Source organism: Thauera sp. 27, assembly GCF_000310125.2.
Classification (GTDB): domain Bacteria; phylum Pseudomonadota; class Gammaproteobacteria; order Burkholderiales; family Rhodocyclaceae; genus Thauera; species Thauera mechernichensis.
Window position 1 is genome coordinate 14503 of the sequence record NZ_AMXB01000035.1, and the last position, 17402, is coordinate 31904.

Annotated in this window: 17 protein-coding genes; 1 reads left to right on the plus strand and 16 read right to left on the minus strand. The window is 66.7% G+C overall.

Features of this window, described 5'->3' with window-relative positions:
• Positions 1–53 precede the first annotated feature (53 nt).
• The 8 genes from pyrF to B447_RS16850 form a co-directional block, all read right to left on the minus strand.
• Positions 54–878 (minus strand): orotidine-5'-phosphate decarboxylase, encoded by an 825-nt coding sequence (pyrF, locus tag B447_RS16815; protein ID WP_002943093.1) that lies wholly within the window; start codon positions 876–878, stop codon positions 54–56.
• Positions 879–954: 76 nt separating this feature from the next.
• Positions 955–1836: a 4-hydroxybenzoate octaprenyltransferase gene (ubiA, locus tag B447_RS16820; RefSeq protein WP_002943094.1), complete on the minus strand. Its 882-nt coding sequence runs from the start codon at positions 1834–1836 to the stop codon at positions 955–957.
• Positions 1833–2402: a chorismate--pyruvate lyase family protein gene (locus B447_RS16825; protein ID WP_198291829.1), complete on the minus strand. Its 570-nt coding sequence runs from the start codon at positions 2400–2402 to the stop codon at positions 1833–1835. Before B447_RS16825 ends, ubiA begins: the two co-directional genes overlap by 4 nt.
• A gap of 92 nt (positions 2403–2494) precedes the next feature.
• Positions 2495–4549: an ATP-dependent DNA helicase RecG gene (gene recG / locus B447_RS16830; RefSeq protein ID WP_002943100.1), complete on the minus strand. Its 2055-nt coding sequence runs from the start codon at positions 4547–4549 to the stop codon at positions 2495–2497.
• A gap of 30 nt (positions 4550–4579) precedes the next feature.
• Positions 4580–4960, minus strand: a complete 381-nt coding sequence (locus B447_RS16835) for a Rid family detoxifying hydrolase (protein WP_002925771.1) — start codon at positions 4958–4960, stop codon at positions 4580–4582.
• Between the two features lie 93 nt (positions 4961–5053).
• On the minus strand, positions 5054–5497 hold the full coding sequence (gene fliW, locus B447_RS16840; RefSeq protein WP_002925769.1) for a flagellar assembly protein FliW: 444 nt from the start codon (positions 5495–5497) through the stop codon (positions 5054–5056).
• A 56-nt stretch (positions 5498–5553) separates the two neighbouring features.
• A complete protein-coding gene (locus tag B447_RS16845) occupies positions 5554–6141 on the minus strand; it encodes an SPOR domain-containing protein (RefSeq protein ID WP_002943118.1) in 588 nt (195 codons plus the stop codon).
• Positions 6138–6683 carry a DUF2802 domain-containing protein gene (locus tag B447_RS16850; RefSeq protein ID WP_002925767.1) on the minus strand — a complete coding sequence of 182 codons (546 nt, stop codon included), beginning with the start codon at positions 6681–6683 and terminating at the stop codon, positions 6138–6140. The genes B447_RS16845 and B447_RS16850 overlap by 4 nt, the downstream gene beginning before the upstream one ends.
• 157 nt (positions 6684–6840) lie before the next feature.
• Between B447_RS16850 and B447_RS16855 the strand changes: the two genes are divergently transcribed.
• Entirely contained in the window at positions 6841–7623 is a 783-nt protein-coding gene (locus B447_RS16855; protein WP_002943119.1) for a YdcF family protein, read from the plus strand.
• Between the two features lie 74 nt (positions 7624–7697).
• On the opposite strand, the gene nqrF is transcribed toward B447_RS16855, so the two are convergent.
• The 8 genes from nqrF to B447_RS16895 form a co-directional block, all read right to left on the minus strand.
• Positions 7698–8921: an NADH:ubiquinone reductase (Na(+)-transporting) subunit F gene (gene nqrF, locus B447_RS16860; RefSeq protein ID WP_002925765.1), complete on the minus strand. Its 1224-nt coding sequence runs from the start codon at positions 8919–8921 to the stop codon at positions 7698–7700.
• Between the two features lie 15 nt (positions 8922–8936).
• Positions 8937–9545, minus strand: a complete 609-nt coding sequence (gene nqrE / locus B447_RS16865; protein ID WP_002925764.1) for an NADH:ubiquinone reductase (Na(+)-transporting) subunit E — start codon at positions 9543–9545, stop codon at positions 8937–8939.
• Positions 9545–10210 (minus strand): NADH:ubiquinone reductase (Na(+)-transporting) subunit D, encoded by a 666-nt coding sequence (locus tag B447_RS16870; RefSeq protein ID WP_002943121.1) that lies wholly within the window; start codon positions 10208–10210, stop codon positions 9545–9547. The genes nqrE and B447_RS16870 overlap by 1 nt, the downstream gene beginning before the upstream one ends.
• Positions 10211–10212: 2 nt before the next feature.
• Entirely contained in the window at positions 10213–11001 is a 789-nt protein-coding gene (locus tag B447_RS16875) for a Na(+)-translocating NADH-quinone reductase subunit C (RefSeq protein ID WP_002925760.1), read from the minus strand.
• The gene (locus B447_RS16880; protein WP_002925759.1) at positions 10991–12205 is read right to left on the minus strand and encodes an NADH:ubiquinone reductase (Na(+)-transporting) subunit B; all 1215 of its coding nucleotides are present in this window, start codon (positions 12203–12205) and stop codon (positions 10991–10993) included. The genes B447_RS16875 and B447_RS16880 overlap by 11 nt, the downstream gene beginning before the upstream one ends.
• 2 nt (positions 12206–12207) lie before the next feature.
• Positions 12208–13560: a Na(+)-translocating NADH-quinone reductase subunit A gene (locus tag B447_RS16885; protein WP_002943124.1), complete on the minus strand. Its 1353-nt coding sequence runs from the start codon at positions 13558–13560 to the stop codon at positions 12208–12210.
• Between the two features lie 207 nt (positions 13561–13767).
• Positions 13768–14967, minus strand: a complete 1200-nt coding sequence (locus B447_RS16890) for an acetyl-CoA C-acyltransferase (protein ID WP_002925752.1) — start codon at positions 14965–14967, stop codon at positions 13768–13770.
• A 14-nt stretch (positions 14968–14981) separates the two neighbouring features.
• Positions 14982–17363 carry a 3-hydroxyacyl-CoA dehydrogenase/enoyl-CoA hydratase family protein gene (locus tag B447_RS16895; RefSeq protein ID WP_002943129.1) on the minus strand — a complete coding sequence of 794 codons (2382 nt, stop codon included), beginning with the start codon at positions 17361–17363 and terminating at the stop codon, positions 14982–14984.
• Positions 17364–17402: the final 39 nt, after the last annotated feature.

Here is a 17402-nt window from a genome sequence, read left to right on the forward strand (position 1 = left end):
CTGGTGGACGCCGCATCCGGCTGGAAGTTGCAGCCGCGGTGGCGTGCGCGCGCTCAGCGCTGGGCGTTGATCGCGTCGCGGGTGTCGAGCGCCACCTGGCGCGCGGCATCGGCGAAGTCCTCGCCCTTGCCGGCATAGAGCACGGCGCGCGAGGAGTTGATCATCAGCCCGGTGCCGTTCGCCGTGCGGCCCGCCGTGAGCGTGGCGGCGATGTCGCCGCCCTGGGCACCGATGCCGGGCACCAGCAGCGGCATGTCCCCGGTGAGTTCGCGCACGCGCGCGATCTCGGCCGGGAAGGTGGCGCCGACCACGAGGCCGCAATTGCCGCTGGCATTCCAGTCCTCGGCGACGGTACGGGCCACGTGCTCATAGAGCTTCATGCGGCCGTGCGGGGTGTCGACCTCGAGGAACTGGAGATCCGAACCGCCCGGATTGGAGGTGCGGCAGAGCAGGATTACGCCCTTGTCGGGCCAGGCCAGATAGGGGTCGACCGAATCGCGCCCCATGTAAGGGTTGACCGTGATGGCATCGGCCTTGAAGCGCTCGAAAGCCTCCACGGCGTACTGCTCGGCCGTGCTGCCGATATCTCCACGCTTGGCGTCGAGGATCACCGGGGTGGCGGGATGAGCGGCGTGGATGTGGGCGATCAGCGCCTCGAGCTGGTCCTCGGCACGGTGGGCCGCGAAATAGGCGATCTGCGGCTTGAAGCAGCACACCAGGTCGGCGGTGGCGTCCACGATGGCCTTGCAGAACTCGAAAATGGCATCGGGTCGACCCTGCAGATGGGCCGGGAGCTTGGCAGGATCGGGGTCGAGGCCGACACAGAGCAGGCTGTCGCGCTGCTGCCAGGCAGCCTGGAGGGCGGTCATGAAGTGCATGGGCAGGTCCGGAAAGAGGCGTTCAGGCGCAAAAGGGGGGCAAGCGCAAAGGGGGTTCGGGCACGACGCACGACGCTCAAGCCGCGCGCAGCAGATGGTCGAGGACGATGCCGGCGAACACGGCGGCACCGAACCAGTTGTTGTGGCGGAAGGCCTTGAAGCACGCCGCACGCTCGCGGCCGCGGATCAGGACATAGTGGTAGCCGGCGATGCCGGCCGCGAGGACGAGGCCGAGGTAGTAGGCCGCCCCCGCCGAGATCATCCCGCCCACGACAGCCAGCAGGGCAATTGCGCCCGCGTAGCACAGCATGACCGCGGCCACGTCGAAGCAGCCGAAGGTGATGGCCGAGGTCTTGATGCCGATCTTGAGATCATCCGGGCGGTCGACCATGGCGTACTCGGTGTCGTAGGCGATGGTCCACAAGGTGTTGGCGAGCAGCATCAGCCAGGCGAGGGCGGGAACCGTGCCCTGCACCGCCGCAAAACCCATCGGGATGCTGAAGCCGAAGGCCAGGCCCAGGTAGGCCTGCGGCAGCGCGAAGAAGCGCTTGGTGAAGGGATAGCTGGCGGCGAGAAAGAGCGCGGGTATCGACATCCAGATCACCAGCGCGTCGAGCGGCAGCACAAGCAGGAAGGCAAGCACGGCGAGCCCCCCTGCCAGCCACAGCGCCTCGCGCGTGCTCACCGCACCGGTCGCCAGCGGCCGGTTGGCAGTGCGCTCGACATGGCCATCGAAGTCGCGGTCGGCATAGTCGTTGATCACGCAGCCGGCCGAACGCATCAGAAAGGTGCCGAGCACGAAGATGAGCAGGATGTGCAGCGGCGGCCAGCCCTCTGCCGCCACCCACAGCGCCCATAGTGTCGGCCACAGCAGCAGCAGCGTGCCGATCGGCTTGTCGATGCGCATCAGGCGGGCATACAGGGGCAGGCGGTCGGCGAGAGGCATCGTCTGGATCATTGTGACAGGTCGAAGATCGCGGGCAGGAAGAACTCGCTCACCATGAGCGCACGGCCGTGAAGGCGGAACAATGAGCGCCGTCCCCACAGGTCGTGCCCGAGGACCCCGGCGCTGGTGGTGGAGGCAAGCACGGCACTTGCCCGATGATAGCGCGCGTCACGGCGGTCGAGCCGGGCGCAGGTGAGCGGCGAGCGCGCGATGGCAGGGTCGGCAAACAGTGCGGCGCCAAGCGGCCGTGCGCCAAGACCGTGGAACAGATTCCACGCGCCGCGCACGTTGGCGCGCGGCAGCAGGGAGCGCGCGAAGACCACCGGCCGCCCGTCGGCCATCAGCAGCACCTCGCGCACCCACACCCGCTCACCCGGACGCAGGCTAAGCACCGCAGCCTCGTCGCGCTGGGCCTGACCCAAGCCCTGGCGCAGCACGCGCACGGCGAAACAACCACAACGCGCCTTGATGCGGGCCGTCAGCGACGCGGGATCGGTCAGCCAGGGGCGCAGCAGCGGCGGCAGCGTGGCGCGCGGCGGCACCGGGTGCCAGGTTTCGTGGTGAATTCGGGTGCGCATGAACAGAGAAACGGACGGAGGCCGGCATTCTACCAACCTCGCCGGTCGACACCGCGCGCATGAGCGCTCAGCGACACCGCGCGCATGAGTTCTCAGGCCTGCAGCAAGCCCTCGCGCGCACCCAGCCAGCGCCGCATCAACGCCTCTGCGCGCGCCGGCTCGTGCGCCAGCAGATGCTCGGCCAGCTCGCGTGCGGGATCGATCAGGTCGCCGTCGTCTTCCAGGCTGGCGTAACGCAGCAAGGGCACGCCGCTCTGACGCGCACCCACAAACTCTCCCGGGCCGCGGATGCGCAGGTCGGCGCGTGCGATCTCGAAGCCGTCGGTGTGCTCGAAGATGACCTTCAAGCGCTCACGACCGGTCTGCGACAGGGGTTGGGCGTAGATCAGGATGCACACCGACTCCACCGTTCCACGCCCGACCCGACCGCGCAGCTGGTGGAGCTGGGCAAGGCCGAAGCGCTCGGCGTGCTCGATCACCATCAGGCTGGCATTGGGGACATCCACGCCGACCTCGATGACCGTGGTGGCTACCAGCACGTCAAGTTCGCCGGCCGCAAAGGCAGCCATGGTCGCGGACTTCTCGTCACTCTTCAGGCGGCCATGGACGAGTCCCACGCGCAGCTCGGGCAGCGCCGCGACCAGCGTGTCGTAGGTCTCCTGCGCGGTCTGCAGCTGCAAGGCTTCGGACTCCTCGATGAGCGGACATACCCAGTAGGCCTGACGGCCGCCCAGGCAGGCTGCGCGCACGCGGGTGACCACTTCGTCGCGCCGTGCGTCCGACACCAACCGGGTACGGATCGGCGTGCGCCCCGGCGGCAGCTCGTCGAGCACCGAGACGTCGAGGTCGGCGTAATGCGTCATCGCCAGGGTGCGCGGTATCGGCGTGGCCGACATCATGAGCATGTGCGGACGCTGCCCGAAGGCCCCCTTCTCGCGCAGCGCAAGGCGCTGGCGAACGCCGAAGCGGTGCTGCTCGTCGACCACCGCAAGCGCAAGCCGCGGCAGATTGACCGGGTCTTCCAGCAGCGCATGGGTGCCCACTGCGAGAAGCACCTCGCCGCGCTGCAGGCGCGCAAGCGCTGCCTCGCGCTCACGCTTGCGCCGGCTGCCCGACAACCAGGCCAGCTCGAGACCGAGCGGCTCGAACCAGGCGGCGAGCTTGCGGTGGTGCTGTTCGGCAAGGATCTCGGTCGGCGCCATCATCGCCGCCTGCCAGCCGTTCTCGGCCGCCTGCAGCATGGCAAGCGCCGCCACCAGGGTCTTGCCTGAGCCCACGTCGCCCTGCAGCAGGCGCTGCATGGGGTGCGGCGCGGCAAGGTCCGCGGCGATCTCCGCCGCCGCCCGGCGCTGCGCGCCCGTGGGCGCAAAGGGCAGCACATCGAGCAGCGCCGCTGTCAGCGCACGCGTGTCGGGCAGGGGCACGGCCGAGCGCGCGCGACGGGCAAGGTAGGCGCGCCGCAGCGACAACTGCTGTACCAGCAATTCCTCGAACTTCATGCGCCGCCAGGCCGGATGCTGGCGCGACTCCAGATCCGCCGGCGAGACATCAGGTGAGGGGCAATGCAGGGCCTTCAAGGCCTCGGCAAAGCCGGGCAGGTCGAGCTGTGTCAGCCAATCGCCAGGCAGCAGCTCATCGAGGCGTTCGCTGCGCAGCGCACGCGCCACCAGCTTGCGCAAGGTCGCCTGGCCAAGGCCGGCCGTGGTGGGATACACCGGTGTGAGCGCCTCGGGCAGGCCCTCGCCGGCCTCCACCGCGCGTACGCGCGGATGCACCATCTCATCGCCGAAGAAGCCGCCCCGCACCTCGCCGAACAGGCGAACGCGGCGACCGACGGCAAGCTGCTGCTTCTGCGAAGGGTAGAAATTGAGCCAGCGCGCGACCAGCGCACCTGAAGCGTCGGCGATGCGTGCAACCAGCTGCCTGCGCGGCCGCAGCACCACCTCGCAGGACACCACCTCGCCCTCCACCTGGGCCGGCCAACCCGGTCGCGCACTGGCGATCGGCGTCAGCCTGGTCTCGTCCTCATAGCGCAGGGGCAGGTGCAGCAGCAGGTCGCGCGGGCCACGCAGATCGAGCTTCGCCAGGCGAACGGCAAGCTGGCTACCCACGCCCTCCCAGCCGCGCGCCGGCTCCACTGCGCCCACGACCCGACCCGGCCCGCCGCTGACGGGGGCTCAGTCGAGAACCAGCACCAGGTCGGCCTCGACCAGGGCGCCGCGCGGCAACTCGCGAACACCGACCGTCGCGCGCGCGGGATAGGGCTCGGCGAAGTAGCGCGTCATGATCTCGTTGACGACACCAAAGTTGGCCAGATCGGTAAGGTAGATATTGATCTTGACCACATCGGCAAAGCCCCCGCCCGCAGCGGCGGCCACTGCCTTCAGGTTGTCGAACACGCGCACGGCCTGCGCTTCGACACCGTCGGCGAGCTGCATGCTGACCGGATCGAGACCGATCTGACCGGAGAGGAAAACCTGGTTGCCGACCTTGACGGCCTGCGAATAAGGGCCGATCGCAGCCGGGGCATCGGGCGTGGAAATGATCTGTCTCGCCATGGGTGAAGCTCCAAGTTCGTAAAGGCCGCATTGTAACCGGCGCGCGGTGGCACACAGCCGCAGGCGCACCTGCGCTCTGCTTCAAACGCCAGGTCAGCTCTGCGCGCGCAGCGTAATCTCGCAACCCAGCTTGCTGATGACCTTCTGCAGGCCCCTGCGGGTGGCCGCATTGATGACGAGTGGCGCCATGAAGTTCGCACGCAGGCCTGTGGACGCAGGCCCGGCCTCATCTTCGGCCTCCCGGCGGATGATGACCGCCACCGCGGCATCCGCGGGCTCGCTCAGTTGCAGCAGGGCAAGCTCTTCGTCGTCCAGCTCGAACTCGAAGTTGATGCCCAGACGCTCGGGACCCGTCACCGAGAACGCAACCTCGGCGTCATCGAGGCTCTGCAGCAGGAAGACGTCGGGGTCATGGCCCTCCTCATGCACCAGCGCAAAGCGGCGGCAATGCTCGAAACCCGGCAGGCCTGCGGGGAAATCGAGGACTTTCTCGTCGGCGATCTCGATGTTGCCGAAGACAGGGCTCTTGATCTGCATCTCTCACTCCTAGGTTGTTATCCGACAGGGGGCTCGCACAGCCCTTCAACGACGCTTCATCTGGACCGGGGTGGCACAAGGATGCCTTCGGGCTCCCCTGCCTTGCGCAGCGCAGCCTGAGCCCGCTCCGCTGCACGCCGGTCCGCAAATGGGCCGACGACGACCCGGCTCTGGATACGGGCCTCCATGCCAGCCTCCGCAAGGCGCTCGTACACCGCCAGCGCGTTGCTCACGTCCCCGAACACGCCCAGCTGGAGATAAATCCCCTCTCCGCCCGGCTGCACCGCAGCCAGCGGCAGCAACACGCCCGCCACGGGCTCGACCACGGGCACGGCGGGCGCAATGGCTGTGGACGCATCCGCCTGTACCTGTGCTGGCGAATCGACAAGGCGCTCGACAACCGCACCCAGGCCGGAGGTTTCATCCGGCACGACCTTTGTGTCCGCAACCGGCGTCTGCACCCGCTCGGGATCCGGCGCCACCGGCAGCGCGGACGCCACGGCGGACGGTCGGGGCTGGCGCTCACCGTAGGCAAGAAGAAGAACCCCGAGCACGACTGCCCCGGCCAGGGCCAGCCCGGCGCGGCGCAGTGCGCGACGGCGGAGCGCACCCGCCTCACCCCGAAGGCCCGGCGGCAAATTCATGAATGCCCACCCGCGCCTTTCGCCACCACGAGGACGAGCTCGGCCTCGGCCAGGGTGATCCCGCAGCGCTCGGCAATCATGCCGGCGTTGAGGCCCTGGCGCGCAAGCACCAAGGCCTCGCTGTATTCGGGCGACGAGCCAGGCTCGATGAGCTCGTGCGACTGGCGCGCGCTCAGATCATCGATGTCGGCCAGCAGGTTGGCGATCTCCTCCTGCTGGCGGGCGACAACGCCTTCGAGCGCGGCGAGCTGGCGCTGCAGATGCTGGTTCTCGAGCTGGAGCCGGAAGCGCTCGTCGTCCGCGCCGGCTTGGGCAGGCGCTGCCACGGCAGCAGGCTGCGCGCCCAGGTCCTTGCGCAGCACCGGCGCGTAGTCGACATGGTCATCATCGTCGCCCTCGTCCGGCGCAGCGCCTGTCGCAGCCCCGGGATCACGCCCGGAGCGCCTCTCCGCCCCACCCCTCAGCGCCAGCAGAAACTGCCATGCCGCATAGCCGGCCAACACCGCCACCGCCAGCCAGAGCAACTCGCGCGGCGCCATCATTGCCCCACGCCGCCGCGCAACGGCCGGAGGCCGCGGACACGGTCGCAACTTGAATGGGACGAAGGATGCGATCGAGACATGTCGCTCGGCACAATTGGAATGCACGGATAATACTGCCGCCCTCCCTCACCCACAAATCACGATGGACCACGGCGCGATGGACCTCGCACTCACCCCCCTGCTGTTCTGGCTCAAGAAGATCGTCGCCGCACTGGTCCTGCCGCCGCTCCTGCCCCTGCTGCCAATCGTGCTCGGCCTGCTGCTGGGCATGCGCTGGCGCCGCCTCGGCAACGCCCTGGCGTGGTCCGGCGTGGCGCTGAACCTGTTGCTGATAAGCCCACCAAGCGTGAGCTGGCTGGTACGCCAGGTCGAACATGCACAAGCCCTCGAGGCGGATGCAGCCCGGCGGGCGCAGGCGATCGTGATCCTTGGTGCAGGCCGGCGCAGCCACGCACCCGAGTTCGGCGGCGAGACGGTCAATCGCCTTGCGCTCGAGCGCCTGCGTTACGGTGCGCGGCTGGCGCGCGAAACCGGACTGCCGATTCTCGTCACAGGCGGCACGGTCCGCGACGAGACACCCGAAGCGCAGCTCATGCAGGCAGCCCTGCGCGAAGACTTCGGGCTGGAGGCGCGCTGGGTGGAGACAGCGGCGCGCGACACACGCGAGAATGCCCGCTTCTCCGCCGTGCATCTGGGTGCGGCGGACATCGACGCCGTGCTGCTCGTGACCCACGCGATGCACATGAAGCGGGCACAGGCGGAGTTCGAGGCTGCAGGCCTGGCGGTCATCCCGGCCCCCACCGCCTGGCTCGGGGGCGGCGAGGACGATGCAGGCGCCGATCAGGCCCTGCCCCTGCTGCCCAGCCAGAACACGGCCTATGCGGGCTGGTTCGCACTCCATGAACTGCTCGGCGGGCTCGCCTACCACTGGAGTCGCTGAAGTCCAGCGCCAGGACGAAAAAAACCGGTGCGGGCAATCGCCGGCACCGGTTGTTCTTGAAGCGAAGACGCGGATCAGCCGCCGAAGTCGTCGAGCATGATGTTCTCGCGCTCCACGCCAAGGTCGAGCAGCATTTTGATCACTGCGGCGTTCATCATCGGTGGGCCGCACATGTAGAACTCGCAGTCCTCGGGCGCCGGGTGGTCCTTGAGGTAGTTCTCGTACAGCACGTTGTGGATGAAGCCGGTGTAGCCCGTCCAGTTGTCCTCGGGAAGCGGGTCGGACAGCGCCAGGTGCCACTTGAAGTTGGGGTTTTCGGCGGCGAGCTTGTCGAACTCCTCGACGTAGAAGGCCTCGCGCATCGAGCGCGCGCCATACCAGAAGCTGATCTTGCGCTGGCTGCTCAGTCGCTTGAGCTGATCGAAGATGTGCGAGCGCATCGGCGCCATGCCAGCGCCACCACCGATGAAGACCATCTCATGATCGGTCTCGCGCGCGAAGAACTCGCCGAAGGGCCCGTACACCGTGACCTTGTCGCCCTTCTTGAGGTTGAACACCCACGACGACATCTTGCCCGGCGGGATGTCGTCACGACCCGGCGGGGGCGATGCGACGCGGATGTTGAACTTCACCACGCCCTTCTCGTCCGGGTAGTTCGCCATCGAGTAGGCGCGGATGGTGGTCTCGTCAACCTTGGACACGTAGCGCCACAGGTTGAACTTGTCCCAGTCGCCGCGGTACTCGTCCTGAATGTCGAAGTCCTTGTAGCTGACGACGTGTGGCGGGCACTCGAGCTGCACGTAACCGCCGGCGCGGAAGTGGACGTCCTCGCCTTCGGGCAGGCGCAGGGTGAGCTCCTTGATGAAGGTCGCGACGTTCGGGTTGGACTCGACCGTGCACTCCCACTTCTTCACGCCGAACACTTCCTCGGGCACCTCGACCTTCATGTCCTGCTTGACGGCGGTCTGGCACGAAAGGCGCCAGCCCTCGCGCGCGTCGCGCTTGGTGAAGTGCGACTCCTCGGTGGGCAGCATCGAACCGCCGCCTTCCTTGACGATGCACTTGCACTGCGCGCAGGTACCGCCGCCGCCGCAGGCCGAGGGCAGGAAGAGCCCGCTCTCGGCCAGGGTCTGCAGCAGCTTGCCGCCGGCCGGCACGGTGATCTTCTTCTCGCCGTTGATGTCGATGGTGACGTCGCCGCTGGCGACGAGCTTTGAACGGGCAAACAGGATCACCACCGCCAGCAGCAGCACCGTGGCGGTGAACATGCCAATGCCCAGTACGATTTCCGGATTCATCTTTTCATTGCCTCCTTACAGCTGCACGCCCGAGAAGGACATGAAGCCCAGGGACATCAGACCGATGGTGATGAAGGTGATGCCCAGGCCCTGCAGGCCATCCGGCACGTCGCTGTACTTCAGCTTCTCGCGGATGGCTGCCAGCAGCGCGATCGCCAGGCCCCAGGAGAAGCCCGAGCCCAGCCCGTACACCACCGACTCGCTGAAGTTGTAGTCGCGCTCGACCATGAACAGCACCCCGCCCATGATCGCGCAGTTGACCGTGATCAGCGGCAGGAACACGCCCAGCGCGTTGTAGAGGCTGGGCACGAACTTGTCGAGCAGCATCTCCAGGATCTGCACCGTCGCCGCGATGATGCCGATGAAGGACAGCAGGCCGATGAAGGACAGGTCCACATCCGGCATGCCAGCCCAGGCCAGCGCGCCGTCGGCGAGGAAGGTGTGATAGACGAGGTTGTTGAGCGGCACGGTGATGGTCTGCACCACGACCACTGCGACACCCAGACCGATCGCGGTCTCGACCTTCTTGGAGATGGCGATGAAGGTGCACATCCCCAGGAAGAAGGCGAGCGCCATGTTCTCGATGAACACGGCACGAACAAAGAGGCTCAGGTAGTGCTCCATCAGAAGGCCTCCTTGCGCACCTGGTGTGCCATCTTGAACTGGTTGTGCTCGACCTGGTCACGCTTCCACTCGCGCAGCCCCCAGATCAGGAAGCCGATCAGGAAGAAGGCCGAAGGCGGCAGCAGCAGCAGGCCATTGGGCTGATACCACCCGCCCTCGGTCACCGGCTGCAGGATGGTGACACCGAACAGCTTGCCTGCACCGAACAGTTCGCGCACGAAACCCACCGCGATCAGCACCATGCTGTAGCCCAGGCCGTTGCCGATACCGTCGAGGAAGGACAGCATCGGCGGGTTCTGCATCGCGAAACCCTCGGCACGTCCCATCACGATACAGTTGGTGATGATCAGGCCGACGAACACCGACAGCTGCTTGGACAGGCTGTAGGCAAAGGCCTTCAGCGTCTGGTCCACCACGATCACCAGCGAGGCGATGATCACCACCTGCACGATCATGCGGATCGAGCTCGGGATCTGCGCCCGGATCAGCGACACGAACAGGCTGGAGAAACCGGTCACCAGGGTGAGCGCGATCGACATCACAAGCGCAGTGTTGAGATTGGTCGTCACCGCCAGCGCAGAACAGATGCCCAGCATCTGCAGTGCGATCGGGTTGTTGTTGAAGACCGGATTGAGCAGGACTTCCTTTGGAGTGAGCTTGGCCATGATCACGCCTCCTTCGAACGCAGCTTGGCGAGGAAGGGGCCGAAGCCCTGCTCACCCAGCCAGAAATGGAGCAGGTTGTTGACGCCGTTGCTGGTCAGCGTCGCACCTGCCAGGCCGTCGACCTGATAGGCCGCCATGCTCGCCTGCGGATCGACCGTGCCCTTGACGATCTCGACTGCCAGCTGCCCTTGGTCATCGAACAGACGCTTGCCCGCCCACTGGTTGCGCCAGCGCGGGTTGTCCACCTCGCCACCCAGGCCCGGCGTCTCCGCATGCTGGTGAAAACCAAGGCCGACCACCGTGTTCAGGTCGCCCTTGAGCGCCATGAAACCGTGCAGCGTCGACCACAGGCCATAGCCGCGGATCGGCAGGATCAGGGTCTCGATACCGCCCTGTGCATCCTCGATCATGTAGACCGTCGTGAAGCGCTCGCGACGCTTGATCGAGGCCACGTCCTCCGCCTTGGACAGGCGCACGGACTGCTGCGGGTCCTTGGCAGCCTTGAGCGGGTCGAAAGTAACGGCGTCGAAGTCGTCGGCGAACTCGCCGGTCTCGAGGTTGACCAGGCGTGCCTTGATGGTCTCGCCGAACAGCGCACGCACCTGGGCGGCGGGCAATTCCCGCCCGCCCATGCCAGCGATCGCGGCGATGCTGCGCTGCTTGTCGAGCAGGCGATTCTGGGTCTGCAGCGGCTTGAGCGACACCGCTGCCCCGGCCACGAAGACGGAGCTGACGAGACTGACCGCCAGCGCCACCTTCAGGGTACGGGATGTGGATTCCTTATTGGACATCGCGCGCGAGCCTCCGCTTGATGTTGGCCGCCACCACGAAGTGGTCGATCAGCGGCGCGAAAAGGTTGCCGAACAGGATGGCCAGCATGATGCCTTCCGGGAAGGCCGGGTTCACCACGCGGATGAGCACGGTCATGACGCCGATCAGCGCACCGAAGATCCACTTGCCGGTGTTGGTCATCGATGCCGACACCGGGTCGGTAGCCATGAAGATCATGCCGAAGGCGAAGCCGCCCATCACCAGGTGCCAGTACCAGGGCATCGCGAACATCGGGTTGGTGTCCGAGCCGATAGCGTTGAACAGCAGACTCATCGCCACCATGCCCAGGAAAACGCCGAGCACGATGCGCCAGGCTGCGATCTTCATGATCAGCAGCACCGCGCCACCGAGCAGGATCGCCAGCGTGCTGGTCTCGCCGATCGAGCCATGCACCGTGCCGAGGAAGGCATCCCACCAGGTGATACCACCGGCCATGATCGCCTCCAGGCCACCCGAGGCGCCGAAGGACAGCATGGTTGCGCCGGTGTAGCCATCGACCGCCGTCCATACCGCATCACCCGACATCTGCGCCGGGTAGGCGAAGTACAGGAAGGCACGACCGGTCAGCGCCGGATTGAGGAAGTTCTTGCCCGTACCGCCGAAGACCTCCTTGCCGACGACCACGCCGAAACTGATGCCGAGCGCGACCTGCCAGAGCGGCATGTCGGGCGGACAGATCAGCGCGAACAGCACCGAGGTGACGAAGAAGCCCTCGTTGACCTCGTGCTTGCGGATGGAGGCGAACAGCACCTCCCAGAAGCCGCCGACGATGAAGGTGGTGAGGTAGATCGGCAGGAAGTAGGCCGCGCCATGCAGGAAATTCGCCCACAGGCTGCCAGGGTCGAAGCCGGCAATGCCGCCCAGCAGCGCGAAGCGCCAGCCCTCCTGGGCCGCCATCAGTTCGGCGTTGGCCGCAAGGATGGTGTTGGCCTGGTAGCCGACGTTCCACATGCCGAAGAACATGGCCGGAAAGGTGCACAGCCACACCGTGATCATCATGCGCTTGAGGTCTAGACCGTCGCGCACGTGAGCGGTGGTGCGGGTGACACTGCCGGGCTTGAACAAGCCGGTGTCGATGGCTTCGTACAAGGCGTAGAACTTCTCGTACTTGCCGCCCTTTTCGAAATGATGCTCGATGCTGTCGAGCCAGGAGCGCAGACCCATTCTCAACCCTCCTTCTCGATGCGTGTGAGGTTATCCCGCAGGATGGGACCGTATTCGTACTTGCCCGCGCACACATAGGTGCACAGCGCGAGATCTTCCTCGTCGAGCTCCAGCGCGCCGAGCTTCTGCGCCGTATCGGTGTCGCCGACGATGAGCGCACGCAACAGCTGAGTGGGCAGTACGTCGAGCGGCATCACCTCTTCGTAGTTGCCGACCGGCACCATCGCGCGCGGACTGCCGTTGGTCGACGTCGTGAAGTCGAACAGCTTGCCCGCCGACAGTTTGGATATGTAGAGGTTGAGCACCGAATGCTTCTCCGCACCGGCGCGCAGGTAGTGCAGCATCTCGCGCTGCGTACCTTCCTCCAGGCAGGAGGCCTGCAGGTGATAGCGGCCGAGGTAGGCACAGGCGCCGCGCGAAGTGCGACCACCGAACACCGAGCCGGAAATCACGCGCACCTTCTTGCCGACCTTGACCTCGCCAGCGGTGAGCTCATCCAGGCTGGCGCCCAGGCGCGTACGCACCAGGCGCGGGTTCGAAACCATCGGCCCGCCAAGCGCGATCACACGCTCGGTCCACAGCCGGCCGGTGGCGAACAGCTTGCCGATCGCGATCACGTCCTGGTAGTTGAGGTACCACACGCTCTTGTGCGCACTGACCGGATCGATGAAATGGATGTGCGTGCCCGCCAGCCCCGCAGGGTGCGGACCGTCGAAAGTCTCGCCAGTGATGCCGCCCTGGCCCACGCCAGGCACCTGCGTGCCCTCGGCATGACAGACGACAACGCGGGCGATGCGCGCCAGCACGCGCAGGCCGCGCGCGAAGTCTTCCTTGTACTCGGCGATGACCACGGTGGGGTCGGCCGCGAGCGGGTGGGTGTCGATGGCGGTGACGAAGATCGACCGCGGCTTGGCGTCGATCGCCGGCACCTTGCTGTACGGACGCGTGCGCAGTGCGGTCCACAAACCGGATTCAATCAGGCTTTCGCGCACCTTGGCGTCGTCGAGGGCATCGATCTGCGCATCGCTGTAGCGTGCGAACTCGACGGCGCTGTCGGCAGCGTCCTCGCCCTCCAGGTCGATCACCACCGATTGCAGCACGCGCTGCTCACCGCGATGAATCGCACTGATCGTGCCGGCACCGGGCGCGGTAAACACCACGCCTGGCGTCTTCTTGTCGGAAAAAAGGACCTGCCCCAGCTTCACCCGGTCGCCGACCTGAACCGCCATGGTCGGCTTCATACCGTGGTAGTCGAAGCCGATGACGGCCACGCTGCGCACGGGACGACCGTCCTCGATACGCTGCGCAGGTGCGCCGGTGATGGGCAGGTCCAGACCGCGTTTGATTCTTATCATGCGCCTCTCGCCCAAAGACTCGTGGGAATGGACGAGACCGCCGTCTGGCCGTCACCGGGCCCCTCAGCCCGGCGACGTCGGGCCGGTCCCGCGTCTACAAACGCACGGATTATAAAAGATTGTTACCGCCCGATCACGCCGAACGATCAACAACTTGCTACCAATCCGTAGTTTCCACAACGCGAACCGGCCCGGTCGGAATGGGCATCACACGCGTTCGAACACCCCCGCGGCCCCCATACCCGTGCCAATGCACATGCTGATCATGCCGTAGCGCAACGCCGGATCGCGCTGCATCGCCGACATCAGCGTCGCGGTGCGGATCGCTCCGGTGGCGCCCAGGGGATGACCGAGCGCGATCGCCCCACCGAGCGGATTCACCCTTGCCGGGTCCATATCGAGCTGACGCATCACGGCCAGCGCCTGGGCGGCAAAAGCCTCGTTGAGCTCGGTCCAGGCGATGTCGCCAAGGCTGACACCGGCCAGGGCGAGCGCGCGCGGGATGGCCTCGACGGGGCCGATGCCCATCACCTGGGGGGGCACGCCGGCCACCGCATAACCGGCGAAGCGTGCAATGGGTTTGACGTCGTAGCGCTTGACCGCAGCCTCGCTCATCAGCAGCACGGCCCCAGCGCCGTCCGACATCTGGGAGCTGTTGCCAGCGGTCACCGAGCCACGCGCTGCAAACACCGGACGCAGCTTGGCAAGTCGCTCGAGGCTGGCGTCGGCGCGTGGCCCTTCGTCGTTCTCGAGCACACGCTCGACCATGCGCACCGTACCCGCCTCGCCCGGCACATGCGCACGCACGGCATAGGGCGCGATCTCGTCGGCAAAGTGCCCTGCCGCAATCGCCGCGCACGCGCGCCGGTGCGACTCGACCGCGAAGGCGTCCTGGTCCTCACGGCTCACCTGCCACTGCTGGGCAACCTTCTCCGCGGTCAGACCCATGCCGTAGGCAATGGCGAGATTTTCGTCGCGTGCGAAGATGTCCGGATTGAGGCTGACCTTGTTGCCCATGATCTGCGGCATCGCGCTCATGCTCTCGGTGCCGGCGGCGATCATCACGTCCGCCTCGCCGAGGCGGATGCGGCTGGCAGCGTCGGCCACCGCCTGCAGGCCGGAGGCGCAGAAGCGGTTGATGGTAATCCCCGGCACCGCATCGGGCAGGCCGGCCAGCAGCGCGCCGATGCGCGCCACGTTCATGCCCTGCTCGGCCTCGGGCATCGCGCAGCCGGTGACGACGTCACCGATCTGGCTGGCATCGAGGTTGGGCACCTTGGCCACCAGCGCGCGCAGCACCGTTGCCAGCATGTCGTCGGGGCGCACGTGGCGGAAGGCGCCATTGCGCTTGGCCACCGGCGTACGCACCGCGGCGACGACGTAGGCGTCCTGAATCTGCTTGCTCATTCTCATGTCCTCAATCAGTTACGCAGGGGCTTGCCGGTCTCGAGCATGTGCGCGATGCGCTGCTGGGTCTTCTCGGTCTTGAGCAGCTCGACGAACTGGGCACGCTCGACATCCAGAATCCACTGCTCGCTGACCCGGCTGCCCGAGTCCACCTCGCCGCCGCACAGCGCAGTTGCCGCTGCACGCGCGACACGATAGTCGTGCGCCGAGATGAAACCGCCTTCCGCCATGTTGATCAGCATCATCTCGCAGGTGGCAACGCCGTTGCGCCCTGCCACGGTGACCTGGGGATCGAGCAACGCCGGGCGCCAGGCAGACTCCGCCATCGCCCGCGCACGCCGGATCGCGGCAAACAGGATCTCGTTGGCGTTGAACAGCACGTCGTCGCTGCCGCGGCCGAAGCCCAGCTGTACCGCTTCCAGCGCGCTCTTGGCGACCGTCGCCATGGCGATGGTCTGGAAGGCGTTCTGGATGTAGGGGAACACGTCACCGCCTGCCGCGCGCTGGGCCATGGCGTGCGCCTGCAAGGCGAATTCCTTGCAGCCGCCGCCCGCCGGAATGAGGCCCACGCCCGCCTCGACCAGGCCGACGTAGCTTTCGAGCGCGAACACACGATGCGCCGCATGCATGACGAACTCGCAGCCACCACCGAGCGCCATGCCCTGCACAGCCGCCACCACCGGCACCTGGGCATGCTTGATCGCCATCGAGGTGCGCTGGAACTTGGCCACCATCTTCTCCAGCAGGTCGAACTCGCCCGCACGGCAGGCCTCGCCGACCTGTTGCAGGTTGGCGCCGACCGCGAACGGCGCCGGCTGCCAGATCACCAGGCCGTCGAGTTCGCACTCTGCGCGCGCGACCGCCTCGAGCAAGCCGTCCATGACCTCGTCGCCGATCGCATGCATCTTCGAGGTGATCGACACGATGCCGATACGCGCATCCTGATCCGCACGCCGCCACAAGCGCACACCGGCGTTTTCCCACAGCGTTTCGCCGCGGTCGTCGGGCGCCTCGCCGAGCACGCGATCGGGGTAGAGCTGACGCCGGTACACCGGCAGTGCTGCGCGGGCCTTCAGCGAGTTCTCGCCAGCGCTGTAGGAGCCAGCTGGTGCATGCACGCCCTCGCGCTCGAACACCCAGGCCGGCAGCGGCACCGCGGCCATTGCACGGCCATGGGCGATGTCGTCGCGGATCATCTCGGCCACCGCCTGCCAGCCTGCGGCCTGCCAGGTCTCGAACGGCCCCTGCGCCCAACCGAAGCCCCAGCGCATGGCGAGGTCGACGTCACGTGCGTTGTCGGCGATGTCGCCCAGGTGAACCGCGCAGTAATGGAACACGTCACGGAAGATCGACCACAGGAACTGCGCCTGGGGGTGCGGGTGCGCTGCAAGCTGGGCGAACTTCTCCGCCGGGTTCTTCAGCTTGAGGATCGCCTCGACCTCAGGGAACACCTCACCGCCGCTGTCGCGATAGTCCTGCAGCTGCAGGTCGAGCACCTGGATCTGCTTGCCCTGCTTGCGGTAGATACCGCACTTGGTCTTCTGCCCGAGCGCGCCGCGGGCGATCAGCGCCTGCAGCCAATCGGGCGTGCGGAAGTGCGCGCTCCACGGGTCATCGGGCAGTGTCGCCTGCATGGTGCCCACGACATGAGCCAGCGTGTCCAGCCCAACGACGTCGCCGGTGCGGAAGGTGGCGCTCTTGGGACGACCGATGCGCGGCCCGGTGAGCAGGTCGACCTCGTCGAAGGCCAGGCCGAGGCGCTGCGTATGGTGCAGGACCGCGAGGATGGAGAACACACCGACGCGGTTGGCGACGAAGTTGGGCGTGTCCTTGGCGCGCACGATGCTCTTGCCCAGGCGGGTGGTGAGCCAGCCCTCCAGGCCGTCCACCAGCGCCGGTTCGGTGGCTGCCGTCGGGATGAGCTCCACCAGCGGCATGTAGCGCGGGGGGTTGAAGAAGTGGATGCCGCAGAACTGGCTGCGGCGCTCTGCCGGCATGCCCGCCGCCAGCGCCTCGATCGACAGGCCCGAGGTGTTCGAGGCGAAGATCGCCCCAGCCTTAAGATGCGGCGCCACCTTGGCGTACAGATCCAGCTTCCACTCCATCTTCTCGGCGATGGCCTCGATGACGAGGTCGCACTCGCCAAGCCGTGCAAGGTCGCTGCCATAGTTGGCGGCCTCGACATGACGGACCCGGTCCTTGGCCGCGAACGGCGCCGGATCAAGCTTCTTCATGCCAGCGACCGCCTTGGCGACCACCCCATTGGCGTCACCTTCCTTCGCCGGCAGATCGAACAGGATCACCGGCACATCGGCGTTGGCGCAGTGGGCAGCGATCTGCGCCCCCATCACACCGGCGCCGAGCACGGCGACCTTGCGAATAATCAGTCTGCTCACTTCCACCTCCCTGAAGAGTCCATTCAATGCATCGGACCG